Here is a 16,688-nt window from a genome sequence, read left to right on the forward strand (position 1 = left end):
GGGCTTATGTTAAATAAAATCATCATCGCAACAATCATAACACTAATCCTAACACCAACAATAAAGTATCTCATAGAAAAATATGCCAAATCCACCAACCTCTACACCAGAATCCGGGGGGGCACGCCACGTGGAGCAGGCCTAGCACCATTCATTATCCTCATACTATTTTTACCCACACCCTACAACCTCCTAATTGGGATAATGGGCATCCTAGCGTTCATCGACGACATCCTAGGGAGAAAAAGGATAAAAAACTCGATGGTGGAATGGGGACAATTAGCAAGGGGTCTTGGGATAGTAATCATTTCAGTCCTGGGATATCCCATAATGGGCCCTTCCAGCATCATCGTAGCCTTCATGATACAACCGTTGAACATTGCAGACATGCAACCAGGAGCCGCCTGCACCACCATAATAATAACCTCACTTTTAATCATCATCATCTCTTTACTCAAAAACCAGCCAATATACTTTCCCCTCTTAATATTAGTTACTTGCATCGCATATTCACCCCTAGACTACAAGGGAAAGATAATGATGGGTGAAATAGGTAACCACAGTTACGCCATAGCCCTAGGCTTAAGCTTCCACCTCCTCGGAGGATTCACAACAGTCCTAACATTCTTCTTACTTACAACATTTATAATAGCTCTAATAAGAAGAGAAAACTTGAAAAAGTATATCCAAGAAAACCTTAGAATCAAAAACCCGACCTTGGGGGACTGTTTTATGGATGTTATAAGTGGCGGGGGGCTCGGAGACTTGCTAAGACAATTAATATTAAGAGATAAAAAATTCAAAGTCAAAAATAGGATACTGAAAATCCTAGGGTTTAGAAGATTACTTCACAACCCACACTAGTTTTTACCCCCCCTAACAATATCCTAGCCGGGTGCTTAAACTAAGCTCAAGCTTTTCAAAGACCAATAGGATCCCTCTAGGTGCTTGGGCATTTCCATCCCATGATCTTCTAAAAATATAATCTAAGTGGATGGAGTAATCTCCTTTTTAAATTTGATTTTTTCATGGGGACTGGATACTTGAATCTCCCTGGATCTTTTTTTCCGGATAAAATTTCATAACCACTAACCAATAAAAATTATATTATAATGTTAAGATTTATAGTCATCCCACTAGGGGATAAATGTTAATATCAAGTATCCCCCCCCACTTTAGCTTTTACAAGCGAATTCAATTCAAATGTCCTCGGAACCTTGAAAGAATTGGAGTCCACTCTAGGTGAGAAGATGAAAGCATTGTTTATTATCACAGGCCGTGGTATTGGTGGTGACGCTGTAATGGGGCTTAACATAGCGCAGAACCTTTCTAATAGAGGTTTTGAATGTGAATTTGCATTAGATCGCACAGCCCCTGGTATACTCTTCAAAAAAAGGAGTATAAAATGGTACAAGATGCTGATACCCCAAGCCGGAGGCCATGCTGCCACAAAATCTAGCCTGTTTAAAGCTGCTTTAAAAGCCTTAAAGGGTACATGGGAAGGTTATAAGTTGATAAAAAAGGTAAAACCAGATGTAGTGGTTGGTGTTATAGGCGGCGGAGCCGTGATCGGCTGTTTATCGGCTAAATTGGCCAGAGTACCTGCTGTGGGCATATCAAACACTCCAACCGATGCTAGAATATGTAGAATTCTTAATCCAACTATAATGTTACCAGAATCTGGCCTTTTTGGGATAAAGGGCATGAAGAATGTTCACAGTTCATACTCTCCAATAGATCCAAAAATCACAATGGGAAACCCTGATAATGCGCTTAAAAGAATGCCACCATCCTTCAAGGAGGATCTTCCAACAATATTATTTTCTTCTGGTTCATCACTTTTTGAATTAATGGCAAAAGCCGCGAAAAGGATAAGTGAAACAGATATAGAAGCGAATATTGTAGTAGTAGGCCACCCCCTAAAAAAAGATTTTGAAGGATACCTTCAAAGTCCCAGGATCATAAAACTAGGATATATAGATTGGGTTCCTGACCTTTACAGTCTTGTTGACCTTGCAGTGTTATCTGATGACGGTGTCATGATACATGAAGCCATAGCATGCAAAGTTCCAATAATCGCATTAAAGGGTGTTAAGTATGGGAGATATCATAATATGGCCTCTGTGTTCCCTGGTGCTGTTGTCGAAAGCGATTTTAATAACCTCGAAAACACCTTGAAAAGGGCGCTTAAAATGAAGGATGAAATGATGGAAAAAGCATCCTATTATGGTGAAAAGGTTATAAAAGCCAGTGACAGGATCGCTGATATAATCGTGAAGGCTGCAATGAAGAAAATTTAATATTTTGCAAAAAAACGCAGTAACTTGTAAATAACATCAGATGAAGGGTGAGTTTCTATAAATCTTTCGAAATCGTAGGTTTTAGCGCCTAATTTTAAAAGGAGTGAGAGATAGGCCACCACATTACGACTTGAGGGGCCTATCGAATAAACCTTTTCGATAGTCCCTGTTTCAAGGTCTACTTGGACTTTACCAAGTCCTGTATTATCATCTAGGACTTTCCAGAATGAACCCGGACCCGCGGCCCCTGGCATTTTCCCCTCAACTGATTTTTCTCCTTTGGCTCCTTTCATTTCAATGTAACTTACATCATAGCCTAGTGATATTGCATGTGGAATGCAACTATAGTCTATCCTTTTTTCTATCCCTGCAGCATTTAATCCTGCTATTGTACCTTCCATGCGCGCGACTGGTGTGGTTCCAATTCCCCCGATAACATCACCTGCGGCATAAATGTTATTGTAGGTTGTCTGCATCCTATCATTAACTATGATATTCCCCCTCTCGCCCTTTTTGACAATATCTATTATCTCTGAATTGGGGGTCATGCCCGTTGCTAAGAATGGGATGCCCTCTATGCGCTCTTTGTCTGTTTTAACAGCTCCTCTTTTTATACTTTTTATGCTGGTGTTTGTGTGGATTTCAACATCCTTTAATAATATTCTAGTTATGTAATCTCTTATTTCCCAATCTATATCTGCTAGGAATTCCCTTCTGCATATGATATGAACCTTTGATCCTAGGATTGAGAATATGTTAGCTATTTCGGCTGCTATCATACCACTGCCGATTATAATTAAACTTTCAGGGACTTCTTCCAACTTTAGGATGTCTTGGTAGTTTATGGCGTTTTCGCTCCCTTTGATTGGGGGTGTGTATGGTCTTGCGCCCGTTGCTATTATCAGTTTATCATAGTTGAGTTTCTCACCTTCTACTTCTACGTGTTTATTGTCTGGGACCCTTGCTTCTCCATATATTACTTCTATTCCCGCGTCTTTGGTTTCCTTTTCTGTTATCTTTCTTATCTTTGCGATCGTCTTTTTGATACCCTTTGCTATCTTCTTGTATCTTATGTTGTAATTGAATTCTAGGATGTGGTGTTCATTGAGGGTTTTGGCATCATATAAAAAGTTTGTCACGTCTCTTAATCCGCATATGACCATGCAGCCTTGGTTTAGGCATGTGCCGCCTAGATGATTCCTTTCTATGATTGTAACATCCTTTTCTAATGATGCTAATTCTAGGGCGGCTGCTCTTCCAGCTGGCCCTCCGCCTATAATGATATTCATAGGTGCGCCCTCCATCACTATTGTTTAATAATCTTTATAAGTAAGCTGTTTCAAGTATCATTATAGTGTTATCTGTATATATATGGAGAGGGATTAGCAATGTGTATAGCAGCGCCTGCTCAAATAATAGAGATTGACGAGGAAGAGAATAGTGCAGTGGTTGATTTTGGTGGTGTGAGGCAGAAGGTTAAGCTCGATCTTGTGGAGGATGTTAGAGAAGGTAAATATGTCCTTGTACATTCAGGTTATGCTATTGAGGTGTTGTCTGATCGGGCTGCGAGGGAGTCTTTGGAGGCGTGGGATGAACTGTTAAAGGTTCTTGATGAGGAGAATCCAAGTTAGTATATTGAAACTCTTTTCACTCCTTCTATTTCTAGGAATTTTTTAAGAAGATTGCCTGGGATAGGCTTTTCTGTTATAATTGTCAGTTTTGGATTTTCTTCAAGTTCTGGGTCGCTTGCATGTGCTTGTCTTATACTTATACCCTTGGAGGCTATTAGGGTTGCGGCCTTTGCTAATATACCTGGGCTGTTAGCGTTTGCTTCTATTTCAACCACTCCAAATTCGAGGTTTTTTGCCGTTTCTTTGAGGAGGGCTCCTGCGGGTATTATGTTTTCGAAAATTTCCTTTAGGTTGTTGTCTTGGAGTATGACTTGTGTAGTTGCTCTTATTGTTCTTCTGTCAACGTTAGCGGCCCTTGCAAGGGCCATGTCACTTATCTCCACGTCTCCACAGTATATTTTCCCATCGGGGTTTACCCTGAATCCGAGTTCTACGATTTTTTTCGCCACGTTTATTCTTGCAGGGTATTTTTGGAATTTGTGTTTTATTTTTTCCCACATCAAAACCACCAATGTACATTATTATACAGGTAAGATTTAAATAGTACTTTAAAGTATAAGTATTTTGTGCACAAACAACAAGGAGTTATAACCATGCAAGGAAGTGAATATTTTTGGAAAAAGCCCCAAAACATTCAAACTCGATTTAGAGGATCCATTTAAATTATTCAAACAATTATACCATAGTAATGATTCTGTTTTTCTACTAGAATCAATGGAAAGCGACACAGGACTCTCAAGATATTCGTTCATAGGCTTCGACCCCATCTTAACCATCAGGGCAAAATCAAACATTCTAGAAATAGAAACAAAAGACAACAAAGAAAAAATACGCGCCAAAAATCCATTTAACATCATAAGAAATTTCTTAAAAGAAAAAAACAATTTCAAAGGCTTCGCAGGAGGACTAGTAGGATACATCTCATATGAATCCGCAAGATTCCTCGATAAAATCCCCATAAAAAAACCCGATTTTCCAGACTTCGAATTCGGCCTATTTCTTGATGGAATAAAATTCAACCACCTCACAGGCAAATGCACCTACATAACACTCTCAGAAAATCGACTAGACCACATAAAAGAAGCCTCCAAAGATAATCCTCAAGACCAGAATAAACTTTCCTTCAAAGACAAAGGAAGAATCTTCTCCAAAGACCAGTACGAAGAAATGGTCTTAAGGACAAAGGAGCGAATAAACAAAGGAGAAATATTCCAAGCAGTAATATCAAACGCCCATAATTACAAGATAAAGGGCGATAAACTCCACTTCTACGAAGCCTTGAGAAAAGTTAACCCTTCACCGTACATGTACCATCTCAAATTAGGTGAAAGGGAAATCATAGGATCCAGCCCAGAAATGCTCGTAAGAGTTGAAAACAGGGCAGTTGAAACGTTTCCAATCGCGGGGACGCGTCCAAGAGGATCCAATGAAAAAGAAGACAAAAAGATCGCAGCTGAGCTCTTATCAGACGAGAAAGAGTTAGCAGAACACCTAATGCTAGTAGATCTTGCAAGAAACGACATAGGAAAAATCAGCAAGTACGGTTCAGTCAAAGTCAAAGAATACATGAGTATAAAAAAATTCTCACACGTACAACACATCCTATCCCATGTAAAAGGAGAACTCAGAAAGGATAAAACCGCAATCGATGCATTATCATCAGTATTCCCAGCGGGGACGGTTACGGGAGCCCCTAAAATACGTGCAATGGAGGTCATAGATGAAATAGAAACCACGCCAAGAGGGGCATACGCAGGAGCCCTAGGCTATTTTTCATTAAACGGAAATGCCGATTTTGCAATAACAATAAGATCCCTCATAACCCAAGGAACCCAAGGAAAAATACAAGCCGGCGCGGGCATAGTATACGATTCAATACCGGAAAAAGAGTTCCTAGAATGTGAAAACAAGGCAAAAGCACTACTATATTCACTCAAAATGGCGGGTGAAGAAAGATGATACTCCTAATCGACAACTATGATTCATTCACATACAACCTCCACCAACTCATCGGAGAAATCATGAAAGAGAAAAACATGACTCCAAGCCTCAAAGTATTGAGAAACGACGATAAAAGACTTCTCAACCTCGATAAATCAAAAATCAAGAGCATAATAATATCACCAGGACCTGGCAATCCCCTAAACAGAAAAGATTTCGGATTCTGCCATGAAATAATCAAAAAATTCAAAAATAAACCAATACTAGGCGTCTGCCTTGGACACCAGGGAATATACACAGCATTCGGCGGCAAACTATGCTACATAAAACCCACACACGGAAAAATAACAACAATATTCCATGACGGAACTCACATCTTCAAAAATATCCCAAATCCAATCAAAGCCACCCGCTACCATTCAATCGCATGTGATACACTCCAAATACCACCAGAAATCGAAGTAATAGCATGGTCCATAGACGGGACCATCATGGCAATAAAACACAGAAAATATCCAATCTATGGTTTACAATTCCACCCGGAATCCATAGGAACAACCCATGGCAAAGCAATACTCAAAAACTTCCTTCTAAATGGGTGAACATGATGCTAGAGAAAATAATCACTGAAAAAAAGAAGGAAATTTCCAAAATCAAAACCAAAGAACCGATCAACGACTTGAAGGATAAAATAAGTACAAATGACCCCCCAAAAGATTTCAAAAAAGCACTCAATAGAGAATTTTCCATCATATGCGAATATAAGAGAGCCTCACCATCCATAGGAGACATATCATCAAAAAAACTAGAAGAAATGATAAAATCATTCGAAAATGGTGGTGCAAGTGCCATATCGATTTTAACGGAAAAAAGATTTTTCAAAGGGGACATTAAATACCTTGAAAGGGCTAAATCAGTAACAAACCTTCCACTCTTAATGAAAGACTTTATAATAGACGAATACCAGATATTCCAAGCAAGAGCCCATGGTGCAAGCTCAATACTTCTAATAGCCAGCATATGCCCCAACCTAGAAACATTTATACACCTATCCAAAAGCCTCAACATGGAACCCCTCATAGAATGTGAAAATTCCATAGAAATCTACAAAGCCCTTGAAAACGGAGCAGAAATAATAGGGATAAATAACCGAAACCTAAACGACTTCACCATCAACTTGAAGAGAACCCAAGCATTCGCACCCTTTATTCCCAACGAAAAAGTCTTAGTATCAGAAAGTGGCGTGAAAAGACCAGAGGATGTTAAAATACTCCGTGAATACGGTGCAGATGCAATTTTAATAGGAACAGAAGTCATGAAATCAAAAAACCCGGCAGATTTTATAAAAGAGCTTATAATCACAGGAACACTCGTCCACAAGGGAGGAGCCCAACTTGAATAAGATCAAGATTTGCGGTATAACAAACAGAAAAGACCTCAAAATAGCCATTGATAAGGCGGATTACATAGGATTTATAAACGTTAAAAGATCACCCCGCTACCTCCCATTAACCAAGATCATGAAACTGGCAACTGATAAGGAAAAAGCTGTGCTCGTATTAGAACCAAAAACTCCAGAAGAAGTCACAGAAAAGGTTGAAAAAACAAACATATCCAATATTCAACTTCACTCCCTCAACCCATCACAAATAAAAAAGCTAAAAATTCAGCTCCCAGAAAACGTGCTACTCATAAAAGCTGTGGGAATACCAAACAAACTATCCTCCAAGAAAAAAAAGGAGATAAAATCCTTTGCTAGAGTCTCCGATGCCATATTATTCGATTATGAATTCCAAGGGAGAACAGGAGGGACAGGAATCCAAATACCAATAGATATAGCATGCCAAGCAGCAAATATCGCAACACATACAAAAAAAAGTATAAAACTTTTTCTCGCGGGTGGAATGAACCTTCAGACTTTAAAAGAAAATTACAAGCTTATAGATTCCCATTTTGATGTTGTGGATTTTAATTCATCCCTTGAAAAATCACCCGGGATAAAAGATCCCCGTAAAATCGAAGAATTACTAAATTACGTGGACAAGGTGATCCGATGATAAAAGATGGCAAATTCGGCAAATATGGTGGAATATTCGTACCAGAACTCTTAATACCTGCATTAGAAGAGCTAGAATCAGCATTCCTCAAATACAAAGATCATAGCGGATTCAACAAAGAACTTAATTATTACTTGCAAGAATTCGCAGGAAGACCAACCCCATTATATTTCGCATCAAACCTCTCCAAAAAACTAGGATGCAAAATATACCTTAAAAGGGAGGATCTACTCCACACAGGAGCCCACAAAATAAACAATACACTGGGACAGGGACTGTTAGCCAAATACATGGGCAAAAGGAGGCTAATAGCTGAAACTGGAGCTGGACAACATGGTATAGCAACGGCAGCAGTTGGTGCAATGCTAAAAATGCCAGTGGACGTTTACATGGGGACTGAAGATATAGAACGCCAAAAACTCAACGTATTCCGAATGGAAATCTCAGGAGCCAGGGTCATACCAGTAGATACAGGATCAAAAACACTAAAAGATGCCATCAACCAGGCAATGAGAGACTGGATAAGCAACATAAAAGACACACACTACCTAATAGGCTCCACGGTAGGCCCCCACCCCTATCCCACAATGGTAAAACACTTCCAGAGCATAATAGGAGAAGAAACCAAACAACAAATATTGGAAAAGGAAGGAAAACTACCAGATGCCATCATGGCATGTGTAGGTGGAGGCAGCAATTCCATAGGGATATTCTCAGCGTTCATAGAAGACAATGTAGAACTCATAGGAGTCGAGGGAGGTGGAACCGGCTTAAGCACGGATGAACATGGAGCCACACTTTGCAGAGGGACTAATGGAATACTACACGGTTCACTATCCAGAGTACTGCAAGATAAAGATGGCCAAATAAAAGAAGCACATTCTGTATCAGCCGGATTGGATTATCCAGGAGTTGGACCAGAACACTCCCACCTCAAAGAGATTGGAAGGGCACAATACGTGGCTATAACAGATCCTGAAGCACTAAGAGGATTCCAATTACTCTCAAAATATGAAGGTATCATGCCAGCCCTTGAAAGCGCTCACGCAATAGCTTACATGGAAAAGTATGCTAAAAAACCTGAAAACAAGGGTAAAACAATCATAGTAAACCTTTCAGGTCGTGGAGACAAAGACATGTTCCTAGCAGCCAAATTACTAGGAGTGGAAACATGAAAACGTACCATGAAATGTTCACAGATCTTAAAGAGAAAAAAGAAGCTGCTCTCATGCCATTCATTGTAATAGGAGATCCTGACTTCGAAACCTCACTAGAAATAGCGAAAACCTTAATAAAGAATGGTGCAGATGCACTCGAAATAGGATTCCCCTTTTCAGATCCAATAGCAGACGGCGCAACAATACAAGAGGCAGACACAAGAGCCTTGAAAAACGGAATAACAGTAGACAAGTGCTTCAAATTTTTAATAAGGTTGAGAAAATTCACATCAGCACCCATAGGACTACTCGTTTATTATAATCTCATTTACCAACGTGGTGTGAAAAAATTCTACGAAGATGCCATGAAAGCTGGCGTCAACAGTATACTAATCGCAGATTTACCCCCAGAGGAAGCGGAAGAAGCCCTTAAAGCCTCACAAGAATATGGTATTGATCAAATATTCATCATAGCCCCCACCACTTCAAATAAAAGACTGAAAATGATCTCAAAACATGCATCAGGATTCCATTACCTTGTGTCGGTCATGGGGGTTACAGGCGCGAGAAAAGAAGTTAAAAGAAGCACCCTAACCTTCATAAAAAGGGTTAAAGAAAATGGGAAACTCCCGGTAATGGTCGGATTCGGAATCTCCAAACCATCCCACATAAAAGAAATAATCAGGGCGGGAGCTGATGGAGCCATCGTAGGAAGCGCAATAATAGATATCATAGCAAAGAACTTGGATAACCGGGAAAAGATCCTCGAAGAGATCGCAAAATTCACCAAGAGGATGAAAAAGGCCACAAGGAGGCTGTAAATGATAAAATCAAAAGAAAAAGTCGAATTTAATGATATTATCCAGAAGATAACGACAGGCACAAATCTAGGAGAAAAAGAAGCATACAATTGCATGATGGACATGATCCATGGCAGAATCAACGACATTCAAATAGCCGCAATACTAACTTCACTAGCTACAAAAGGGGAAACAGTCCCAGAGATAACCGGATTCGCAAGGGCCATGAGAGATTCTTGTAAAACCATTAAAACACCCCCAGGAGTAGATGTTGTTGACAGCTGCGGTACTGGAGGTGACAGACTTAAAACATTCAATATAAGCACTGCAGCCGCGATAATAGCAGCATCAGCTGGAGTTCCAATAGCAAAACATGGCAACAGGGCAGTTACTGGCCCCTGCGGAGGGGCTGACATCCTAGAAGCTGTTGGGGTGAAAATCGACCTCCCCCTCCAAGAGGTGGAACTTTCGCTGGAAAAAGTAGGGATCACATTCATGTTCGCCCCAAGATTTCACACAGCCACCCGTAATGTAATGCACATAAGACAAACACTTGGGATAAGAACAATATTCAACATCCTAGGCCCCCTAACATCCCCTGCAAAAGCTAGAATACAACTATTAGGCGTTTTTGATCCCTCTTATGTGAAACCATTAGCAGAGGTTCTTTATAGATTGGGTGTTAAAAGGGCCATGGTAGTGCATGGTTTCGATGAAAAAGGCGAACCTGCCATTGATGAAATATCTATAATGGGTGAAACACGTGCCGCCATATTAGATGATGGTAAAATCCAAATAAAAAGATTATACCCAGAAGATTTCGGATTAGAAAATGGAGAATCAGAATCAATAAAGGCGGCGCCCACGGTCCATGAAAACCTCGAAATATTCCTTTCAGTTTTAAAGGGCAGAGATGATTCAAAAGCAGCTAAAACACGACTTGATATCACCCTTGCGAATGCCGGTGCCCTCATTTACCTAGGGGGGAAAGCCAAGAACCTTGAAGATGCTGTGGAGATGAGCAGGGAATATGTTGAATCAGGTGCTGCCATGAAAAAACTTAAGGAATTTGTTAAATTTACGAGGGATGGGCCCGCTGGGATTTGAACCCAGGACCTCACGGTTATCAGCCGTGCGCTCTAACCAAGCTGAGCCACGGGCCCATTCATATCTGCCACAGATTGTAAACCTTCAGAAACGTTATTAGCTTCATCTCTAATAAATTCCTACTTTTAGTGTGTCGACCTCATCCCTCACGTCAACCTTATCACTTGGTCCATGATCTAATTCTTCCTTATTATAAATTTTTTTCCCTTGAATCTGAAGTGCGTTGATGAAGCATTACTAGTCTTTTCATTTCATTTAGGGTTTCGTTAAAATTTATATTTTGGATTATGGATAGTGTGCATCCTATCATGGCAGAGGATATTATCATTGACACCCTTAGCATTTCTATGTGTTCAGTTAAGGTTTTTATTGTATCTTTTATCCTTTCTTTTGGGTCAAGCTTTCTTCTGAATAGTATAAGTTCTGGGGGCGATTCTATTAATATTATAAGGGAAGGTTTTATGATTTTGAGGGGTAGTGATAATATGTAACCTATAGGTGATTGGTCGAGGCCATGTAGGTCTACTAGGGCTTTTTTCTGCTTCTTTATTTGGAGTGCTGTCTCCTTCCATATTTGGTGTTGTATTTGTATTGGGAGTGAGAATAGTTCATCTTCTGTTTCTGCGAAGTTTTTTTCCTTTGCAATCTTTAACATGAGATCTCCATAATTTATATGGGGATAATCTACCTTCTCTGATAATTTTCTACATAGGCTGGTTTTACCCACGCCTGGTACTCCAACCACGCTTATAAGATCACTTTTCCTTGGCATTTATAACTTGTTTACCATTTCTGTGATAGCATCTGCCATTAAATGTCCTGCTATGATGATTTCGGCCCTGTCGATTCCTTCAACTTGTTCTACCATGTTTTTCGCATCCATGGCCATCCTAGCTGCGCTCATACAACCTGGGTTGGTTGGTCTTATTGTTATCCTTGCTATTGTCTGGTCTCTCTGCTCTATTTCGATGTTTTCGACAAGTCCCATGTCTATTATACTTATACCCATATGCGGATCTGAGACTTTTGCCAAAGCTTCTTTTATTTTCTCTACAAGATCATCTGCCATTATATTACCTCTGATTATGATTTGATGATGGAGGTTTTAATTTTTCTAATCTTTATCATAGTTTAGCATTTAAATAGTTTATTATTTGGTTCTGTGACGTACTTTAACAGCCACTCCATATTCTGTTTTTATCATCTCTTCTCCGTTTAGGACGGCTTTACCGACTCCGACGAGTTCTTCTTTTCGTGTTATTATAACTTCATCCCCGGGGATTATATTAGGATCCGCGTCCACTACTCCTGGTGCGAATAGGGTGTTGGAGTTTAATTTGAAATCTATTTCAACCCATTTAATCTTTAGATCTGCTAGTAGGCGCCCTCCATGGAGTGTGGGGACATATAATCCTCTGTCCATCATTAAAGTGTGAAGATGATTATTATCCCTGTCTAGGATCATTTTATTGTATCTTCCCCTTATCTTAAAATCTTTAGGTATTATCTCAGCTCCCTTTTCGCCAAATTGATACTTTGCTATGGATTTTAACCCGTTTAAAAGTTTTATACGTGCAGGTACCATCCTATAATCTCTTATACTCTCTTTGAGGTTTTCCATGGATGTTTTGGATGTTGGCTTATTGTTAATGCAGGTGAATTTACATTCATCAAGATATTCCTCGCAGACCTCCCTGTAGCCACCTGTTACATGAGCTATAACATCCTTGTCCCCAACATATTCCCTTAGAACTTCCCCTGTGACTTTTTTTTCTTCCCACGACCATCTGCCTGTTGTTGAAACATCATAGGATGAAATAGGATACGTATTTTCCATCTCCCTTGGACAGATGGCAAAGGGTGACGTTAGTATCACTTCCTGGATCTTGCGAGTAACCTTCCTGAATATTTGATGAGACTTAGAAGTTGAATAAGGTTTTTTCATGCTACAAGGTAATATTACCACCGCTTCCCCAATGGGTTCGAGAAGTTTCATCCTCTCCCGCCAACGAACAGCCTCCGGACGATAGAGGGACTCTTCAATGGAACATTGCACCTTCATCACATAGGACCTCCCAGGATATTGAACCATCCAACCATTTTATACCTGCGAGCTCTGCGAGTCCTCTTTTAAAGGAGAATATATCAGAATCATCCAACAGTTTAATATCATCTTTGCCAGTTATCCGTGCGAAATCAGCAATCTCACCAGTAGCAACCATTATAAAATTTTTCAGCCTCTTAGTTGCCTTTTCAAGGTTAAATTGTTTCAGTAGATGGGGATCATGTGTTGTGATGCCAGTAGGGCACATCCCAGTATGACATAGATGGTGTTGTTCACAGTTAAGGGCTATGAGGGCTGCGGTACCTATATAGATGGCGTCAGCGCCCAGAGCTAGACATTTTGCCATATCAGCTGAAGTTCTAAGGCCGCCACCAGCTATGAGGGAAACTTCTCCCTTTTCCCCGGCCCCTTTAATTATGTGAGCCGCTCCTGGAAGCGCGCTGATGAGCGGAAGACCCACATTATCCCTTATATGTGTGAAAGCTGTGCTTGTACCCCCACCAAACCCGTCAATACTTATGAAATCAACACCGGAATCAAGAAGTAATCTGATATCCTCTTCTATGTCCCCGCATCCTATCTTAGCCCCAATCGGAGCCCCAGAGCTAATTTTGCGGAGCCATTCAATTTTCTCCTCTAGTTCCTTGACATTTTTTATATCAGGATGATGGGTTGGAAAATATGCTCCTTCATCCTTTCTTATGCCTCTTATCCGTGCCACATCCTGACTTATCTTCTCAGGAGGCAAGTAACTTCCTTTACCGGGATAAGCCCCTTGGTCAAATCTTATTTCTATGGCAGCAGCCTTCTTTATAATCTCTTTGTTTAACCCGAATCTTCCAGTTGAATATTGCAGTATAATCTGGGATGATGCAACTTCTAGTTCATATTCGAGTACTCCGCCTTCCCCTGAATTATAGGCTATTCCAAGGTTTTTAGCCGTAGTTGCAGTGGCTTTTTTGGCCTTTTCTGATATGGCCCCATAGCTCATTCCACTTATTATGATTGATGAGTTGACTTTGAGTGATCTTTTAGCCTTTGGGCCGATTGTAACCTCTGTGTTAACTTTTTCATCCTCATTTAATGGTATTCTGTGGATCTGTGCTGGTATGAAATTTATATCATCGAATGTGTATGGCGGTTTTTTTGGCGAACCCATTGAACCTATAACGTTTTTTCCCTTTGACATTATTTTTATCTGGATAATTTTCTCATAGTTTTTAGGATCTTCACACTTTTTCCTCCGACGCATGAAAATGCGCTCATCACCTATAAGATCCTTGTTACAGAAATAAAGACCTTCTAGTTTTTTTTCGTGGTATACTGGGCATGATGCGCATAGGCATCCCCTTTCATGCACCTCGAATTGGCTGTTACCCTCTAGACAATATAATGATTCTCCATGGAAAGGATAACTTGGACATTTTGGGCAAAGACAATCTTTTTTTGACAGTTACACCCCCCTGGATTGGAAAAATTTAAAGTTTGAGTTCTCTGTGTAATTTTTTAAGTCTTTCTATTGCGGGATGATCTTCTCCTAGCCTTTTTTTCCATTTTTTCAAGACGAAGGATATGTCTACTTCTTTTTCTCCGTTGATGAGGTTATCTGCATGTGCAACTATTTTCTCTTCTAGGGTGACTGGCATATAATCTTTTGGGGGTAAGCCTAGTAGGATGGCCTCTTCCCTTGGTATGCCAGCCCCTACATGCCTTTCAACTATTTTTATTATCTGCTTGGGGTATCCTTTCTCTTTGAGGATCCTGGCCCCTATTATCCCATGTTGAATGCTGTTAGTCTTGCATCTTCCTATGTCATGTAAAAGGGCGGCCTCTTTGATCAGTTCTTTATCAACTTTAAAATTCTTGGATATTTCAAGTGCTTTTTCAGCCACTTTTTTAGAATGGTTTATAACCCACTGGGGACAGCCAACTTCTTTAAGTAGGTGAATGCTCAAAAAGTCACCCAAAATCCCTTTTAAGAATAAGATTTGAAGTTTAGGGGTATTTCTGAGCCATTATTTTCGTATAAGCTCAGTTCCTTTCTGATTTGTTGTATTATCTCTGAATTATCCATATATTCAAGTTTTCCATGACATTCTGGGCATTTGAAATCGTTTTCAACAGCTTCGTCAAAAGTGTACCTGTAATGGCCGTTTTTGCATGCGAAGAACATGTTATTTTCCTCGAATGCTAGTAGTTCCCTCAAGTTCTCCATGATTTCCCGGTTTCTTTTCTTTATTATCTCCTCAACTTTCCCTGATTCGAATTTCCATGTGTAAGTGTACCATTGAGTTTCAGGGTCCTTGCTCCTTTTGTAACTTGCTATCCCAGCATCATAGAGCTTATATAATATCCTGCGGACTGTGTTCAATTTTAAGTGGGTTTTCTCGGATATCTCCTCATCAGTTATACTGCCCCTCATCAAACACTCAACTACTGGCACGCCCTCCTCCTCATTGACTATCTCATGGATCAGCTCTTGTATTAACGTATTGTTAATCAATTAAACTCCCCCTGCACTTGGAAACAACCTAGTGAAAAAATTTGCAATGCTATTTTTGTAATCTGACAGTATCACTTTTAAATCTTGTATGTAATCATATGATAGTAATATTATATAAATTTATATATAAAAGAGAAATGGAAGTTTTTAAATATTGGTATCTAATATTGTGATGATCCCACCATAAATTGGGGGGTTAGCCCAGCCCCACACTGGCTAAATAATAAACAGTTCACTTGTCTATTATGGGATGTCATTCTCACTTTTTCATCTGGGCATATTCCCTGGGGGTTAAATTTCCCTGATTATAACTGCAGGCACATGCTCAATTGATTCAAGGCTTTTAATACTTATCCTATCCTTCTCTTCCTTAAAGATTTTCTCCATATCATAAACTGTTTCAATATGTTCATCACGGTTTTTATGATAATCCTCCGCAATCTTCGCTACCTTGAATATCGTATCTATGCTTATCCTCCTTGAAGCTGCGATTGGCGTTGGTAATATTGTATCTGAAAATCTTCCAAAAAGATAACCCCAAAATCCAGTGTCAGATTTTATACCATTTATAGCACAGGGTAATGGGGTGAAATAGTATCCCATTAACTTGTAAGTGGCATCAGTATCAATTATAATAACAATAACATCCTTACCATACTTATCTTCTAAGCTCTTGGCAATATGCTCTGAAACACTCCCAGGATCCTCTGGTAAAAGAGCCACTAGAGCACCTGGAAGATTACTCAAATCGATACCGGCTTCGGAACCAGGCTTCAAAGCATGCTTAATACCATAATATCTGAGCACAACCTCTTTATGGGCTCTGGCCTCCCTTGGCAGTCTTCTCAGGTTCCTTATCGTCCTCTTTTTCACACCTAATAATGGCCCCAAGAGATAACCCCAAATATACTTGGACCATACATCCGCAAGTAAAAAAGCTAAAAAGGATGGTTTATATTGCGATTCGTCAACTATACGCCCTTGTGATATGGCGACTGGCGTTTCAGAAACTACAAGATAATCCCCATCCTCAACTATCGGACCGGCCTTATCTATAAGCTCATCCAAGCCCTCATTAGGTCTTATATATCCCGTTTTCACTGGGATGACCCTATACTTGTCCATAG

19 protein-coding genes and 1 tRNA gene are annotated in these 16,688 nt (G+C 39.9%); 10 read left to right on the top strand and 10 right to left on the bottom strand.

Annotated elements, in window-relative coordinates; genetic code table 11:
- The first annotated feature begins 6 nt into the window (after window positions 1-6).
- Both ACZ5XX_RS01245 and ACZ5XX_RS01250 read left to right on the top strand, forming a co-directional pair.
- The gene (locus ACZ5XX_RS01245; protein ID WP_464584813.1) at window positions 7-864 is read left to right on the top strand and encodes a cell wall biosynthesis protein; all 858 of its coding nucleotides are present in this window, start codon (window positions 7-9) and stop codon (window positions 862-864) included.
- A 386-nt stretch (window positions 865-1,250) separates the two neighbouring features.
- Complete coding sequence (locus tag ACZ5XX_RS01250; RefSeq protein WP_464584815.1) at window positions 1,251-2,300, top strand: glycosyltransferase; 1,050 nt, start codon at window positions 1,251-1,253, stop codon at window positions 2,298-2,300.
- On the opposite strand, the gene ACZ5XX_RS01255 is transcribed toward ACZ5XX_RS01250, so the two are convergent.
- On the bottom strand, window positions 2,297-3,589 hold the full coding sequence (locus ACZ5XX_RS01255) for an FAD-dependent oxidoreductase (protein WP_464584818.1): 1,293 nt from the start codon (window positions 3,587-3,589) through the stop codon (window positions 2,297-2,299). The two genes, ACZ5XX_RS01250 and ACZ5XX_RS01255, sit on opposite strands and share 4 nt — an antisense overlap.
- Before the next feature lie 99 nt (window positions 3,590-3,688).
- Here ACZ5XX_RS01255 and ACZ5XX_RS01260 point away from each other — a divergent pair, with 99 nt between their 5' ends.
- The gene (locus ACZ5XX_RS01260; RefSeq protein ID WP_464584821.1) at window positions 3,689-3,931 is read left to right on the top strand and encodes a HypC/HybG/HupF family hydrogenase formation chaperone; all 243 of its coding nucleotides are present in this window, start codon (window positions 3,689-3,691) and stop codon (window positions 3,929-3,931) included.
- Here the strand turns inward: ACZ5XX_RS01260 and ACZ5XX_RS01265 are convergent.
- Window positions 3,928-4,431, bottom strand: coding sequence for an amino acid-binding protein (locus ACZ5XX_RS01265; protein WP_464584823.1), 504 nt, complete (start codon window positions 4,429-4,431; stop codon window positions 3,928-3,930). The two genes, ACZ5XX_RS01260 and ACZ5XX_RS01265, sit on opposite strands and share 4 nt — an antisense overlap.
- A gap of 103 nt (window positions 4,432-4,534) precedes the next feature.
- Between ACZ5XX_RS01265 and trpE the strand changes: the two genes are divergently transcribed.
- From trpE to trpD, 7 genes are read left to right on the top strand one after another with little or no spacing between them, the layout of a single operon-like run.
- Window positions 4,535-5,890: an anthranilate synthase component I gene (gene trpE / locus ACZ5XX_RS01270; protein ID WP_464584825.1), complete on the top strand. Its 1,356-nt coding sequence runs from the start codon at window positions 4,535-4,537 to the stop codon at window positions 5,888-5,890.
- Window positions 5,887-6,474, top strand: coding sequence for an anthranilate synthase component II (locus ACZ5XX_RS01275; protein WP_464584827.1), 588 nt, complete (start codon window positions 5,887-5,889; stop codon window positions 6,472-6,474). Before trpE ends, ACZ5XX_RS01275 begins: the two co-directional genes overlap by 4 nt.
- 5 nt (window positions 6,475-6,479) lie before the next feature.
- Window positions 6,480-7,274 (top strand): indole-3-glycerol phosphate synthase TrpC, encoded by a 795-nt coding sequence (trpC, locus tag ACZ5XX_RS01280; protein ID WP_464584829.1) that lies wholly within the window; start codon window positions 6,480-6,482, stop codon window positions 7,272-7,274.
- Window positions 7,267-7,929: a phosphoribosylanthranilate isomerase gene (locus ACZ5XX_RS01285; protein ID WP_464584831.1), complete on the top strand. Its 663-nt coding sequence runs from the start codon at window positions 7,267-7,269 to the stop codon at window positions 7,927-7,929. The genes trpC and ACZ5XX_RS01285 overlap by 8 nt, the downstream gene beginning before the upstream one ends.
- Window positions 7,926-9,104, top strand: coding sequence for a tryptophan synthase subunit beta (gene trpB, locus ACZ5XX_RS01290; protein ID WP_464584833.1), 1,179 nt, complete (start codon window positions 7,926-7,928; stop codon window positions 9,102-9,104). The genes ACZ5XX_RS01285 and trpB overlap by 4 nt, the downstream gene beginning before the upstream one ends.
- Window positions 9,101-9,907 (top strand): tryptophan synthase subunit alpha, encoded by an 807-nt coding sequence (trpA, locus tag ACZ5XX_RS01295; protein ID WP_464584835.1) that lies wholly within the window; start codon window positions 9,101-9,103, stop codon window positions 9,905-9,907. The genes trpB and trpA overlap by 4 nt, the downstream gene beginning before the upstream one ends.
- Window positions 9,908-10,993 (top strand): anthranilate phosphoribosyltransferase, encoded by a 1,086-nt coding sequence (gene trpD / locus ACZ5XX_RS01300; RefSeq protein WP_464584837.1) that lies wholly within the window; start codon window positions 9,908-9,910, stop codon window positions 10,991-10,993. It begins immediately after the preceding gene.
- Here the strand turns inward: trpD and ACZ5XX_RS01305 are convergent.
- From ACZ5XX_RS01305 to ACZ5XX_RS01340, 8 genes are all read right to left on the bottom strand, one after another.
- A tRNA-Ile gene (locus ACZ5XX_RS01305) sits at window positions 10,975-11,049 on the bottom strand. The two genes, trpD and ACZ5XX_RS01305, sit on opposite strands and share 19 nt — an antisense overlap.
- 134 nt (window positions 11,050-11,183) lie before the next feature.
- Window positions 11,184-11,765, bottom strand: a complete 582-nt coding sequence (locus tag ACZ5XX_RS01310) for an AAA family ATPase (protein WP_464584839.1) — start codon at window positions 11,763-11,765, stop codon at window positions 11,184-11,186.
- On the bottom strand, window positions 11,766-12,062 hold the full coding sequence (locus tag ACZ5XX_RS01315) for a metal-sulfur cluster assembly factor (RefSeq protein WP_464584841.1): 297 nt from the start codon (window positions 12,060-12,062) through the stop codon (window positions 11,766-11,768).
- 81 nt (window positions 12,063-12,143) lie between these two features.
- Window positions 12,144-13,055, bottom strand: a complete 912-nt coding sequence (locus tag ACZ5XX_RS01320) for a DUF5591 domain-containing protein (RefSeq protein ID WP_464584843.1) — start codon at window positions 13,053-13,055, stop codon at window positions 12,144-12,146.
- On the bottom strand, window positions 13,033-14,511 hold the full coding sequence (locus tag ACZ5XX_RS01325) for a glutamate synthase-related protein (protein WP_464586116.1): 1,479 nt from the start codon (window positions 14,509-14,511) through the stop codon (window positions 13,033-13,035). The genes ACZ5XX_RS01320 and ACZ5XX_RS01325 overlap by 23 nt, the downstream gene beginning before the upstream one ends.
- Before the next feature lie 25 nt (window positions 14,512-14,536).
- Window positions 14,537-15,013 (bottom strand): TIGR00295 family protein, encoded by a 477-nt coding sequence (locus tag ACZ5XX_RS01330; protein ID WP_464584845.1) that lies wholly within the window; start codon window positions 15,011-15,013, stop codon window positions 14,537-14,539.
- Window positions 15,014-15,033: 20 nt separating this feature from the next.
- Window positions 15,034-15,561, bottom strand: a complete 528-nt coding sequence (gene tfe, locus ACZ5XX_RS01335) for a transcription factor E (protein WP_464584847.1) — start codon at window positions 15,559-15,561, stop codon at window positions 15,034-15,036.
- A 291-nt stretch (window positions 15,562-15,852) separates the two neighbouring features.
- The gene (locus ACZ5XX_RS01340) at window positions 15,853-16,686 is read right to left on the bottom strand and encodes a coenzyme F420-0:L-glutamate ligase (protein ID WP_464584849.1); all 834 of its coding nucleotides are present in this window, start codon (window positions 16,684-16,686) and stop codon (window positions 15,853-15,855) included.
- Window positions 16,687-16,688 lie beyond the last annotated feature (2 nt).

It is taken from the genome of Methanothermobacter crinale, assembly GCF_055397825.1.

Excerpts from the sequence above, each read along its gene's own strand:
- trpC (WP_464584829.1), top strand. The coding sequence starts at position 6,480 with ATGCTAGAGAAAATAATCACTGAAAAAAAGAAGGAAATTTCCAAAATC.
- ACZ5XX_RS01265 (WP_464584823.1), bottom strand. The coding sequence starts at position 4,431 with ATGTGGGAAAAAATAAAACACAAATTCCAAAAATACCCTGCAAGAATA.
- ACZ5XX_RS01310 (WP_464584839.1), bottom strand. The coding sequence starts at position 11,765 with ATGCCAAGGAAAAGTGATCTTATAAGCGTGGTTGGAGTACCAGGCGTG.
- trpD (WP_464584837.1), top strand. The coding sequence starts at position 9,908 with ATGATAAAATCAAAAGAAAAAGTCGAATTTAATGATATTATCCAGAAG.
- ACZ5XX_RS01250 (WP_464584815.1), top strand. The coding sequence starts at position 1,251 with ATGAAAGCATTGTTTATTATCACAGGCCGTGGTATTGGTGGTGACGCT.
- ACZ5XX_RS01340 (WP_464584849.1), bottom strand. The coding sequence starts at position 16,686 with ATGGACAAGTATAGGGTCATCCCAGTGAAAACGGGATATATAAGACCT.
- ACZ5XX_RS01255 (WP_464584818.1), bottom strand. The coding sequence starts at position 3,589 with ATGAATATCATTATAGGCGGAGGGCCAGCTGGAAGAGCAGCCGCCCTA.
- ACZ5XX_RS01245 (WP_464584813.1), top strand. The coding sequence starts at position 7 with ATGTTAAATAAAATCATCATCGCAACAATCATAACACTAATCCTAACA.
- ACZ5XX_RS01275 (WP_464584827.1), top strand. The coding sequence starts at position 5,887 with ATGATACTCCTAATCGACAACTATGATTCATTCACATACAACCTCCAC.
- ACZ5XX_RS01320 (WP_464584843.1), bottom strand. The coding sequence starts at position 13,055 with ATGAAGGTGCAATGTTCCATTGAAGAGTCCCTCTATCGTCCGGAGGCT.
- ACZ5XX_RS01315 (WP_464584841.1), bottom strand. The coding sequence starts at position 12,062 with ATGGCAGATGATCTTGTAGAGAAAATAAAAGAAGCTTTGGCAAAAGTC.
- ACZ5XX_RS01260 (WP_464584821.1), top strand. The coding sequence starts at position 3,689 with ATGTGTATAGCAGCGCCTGCTCAAATAATAGAGATTGACGAGGAAGAG.
- trpB (WP_464584833.1), top strand. The coding sequence starts at position 7,926 with ATGATAAAAGATGGCAAATTCGGCAAATATGGTGGAATATTCGTACCA.
- trpA (WP_464584835.1), top strand. The coding sequence starts at position 9,101 with ATGAAAACGTACCATGAAATGTTCACAGATCTTAAAGAGAAAAAAGAA.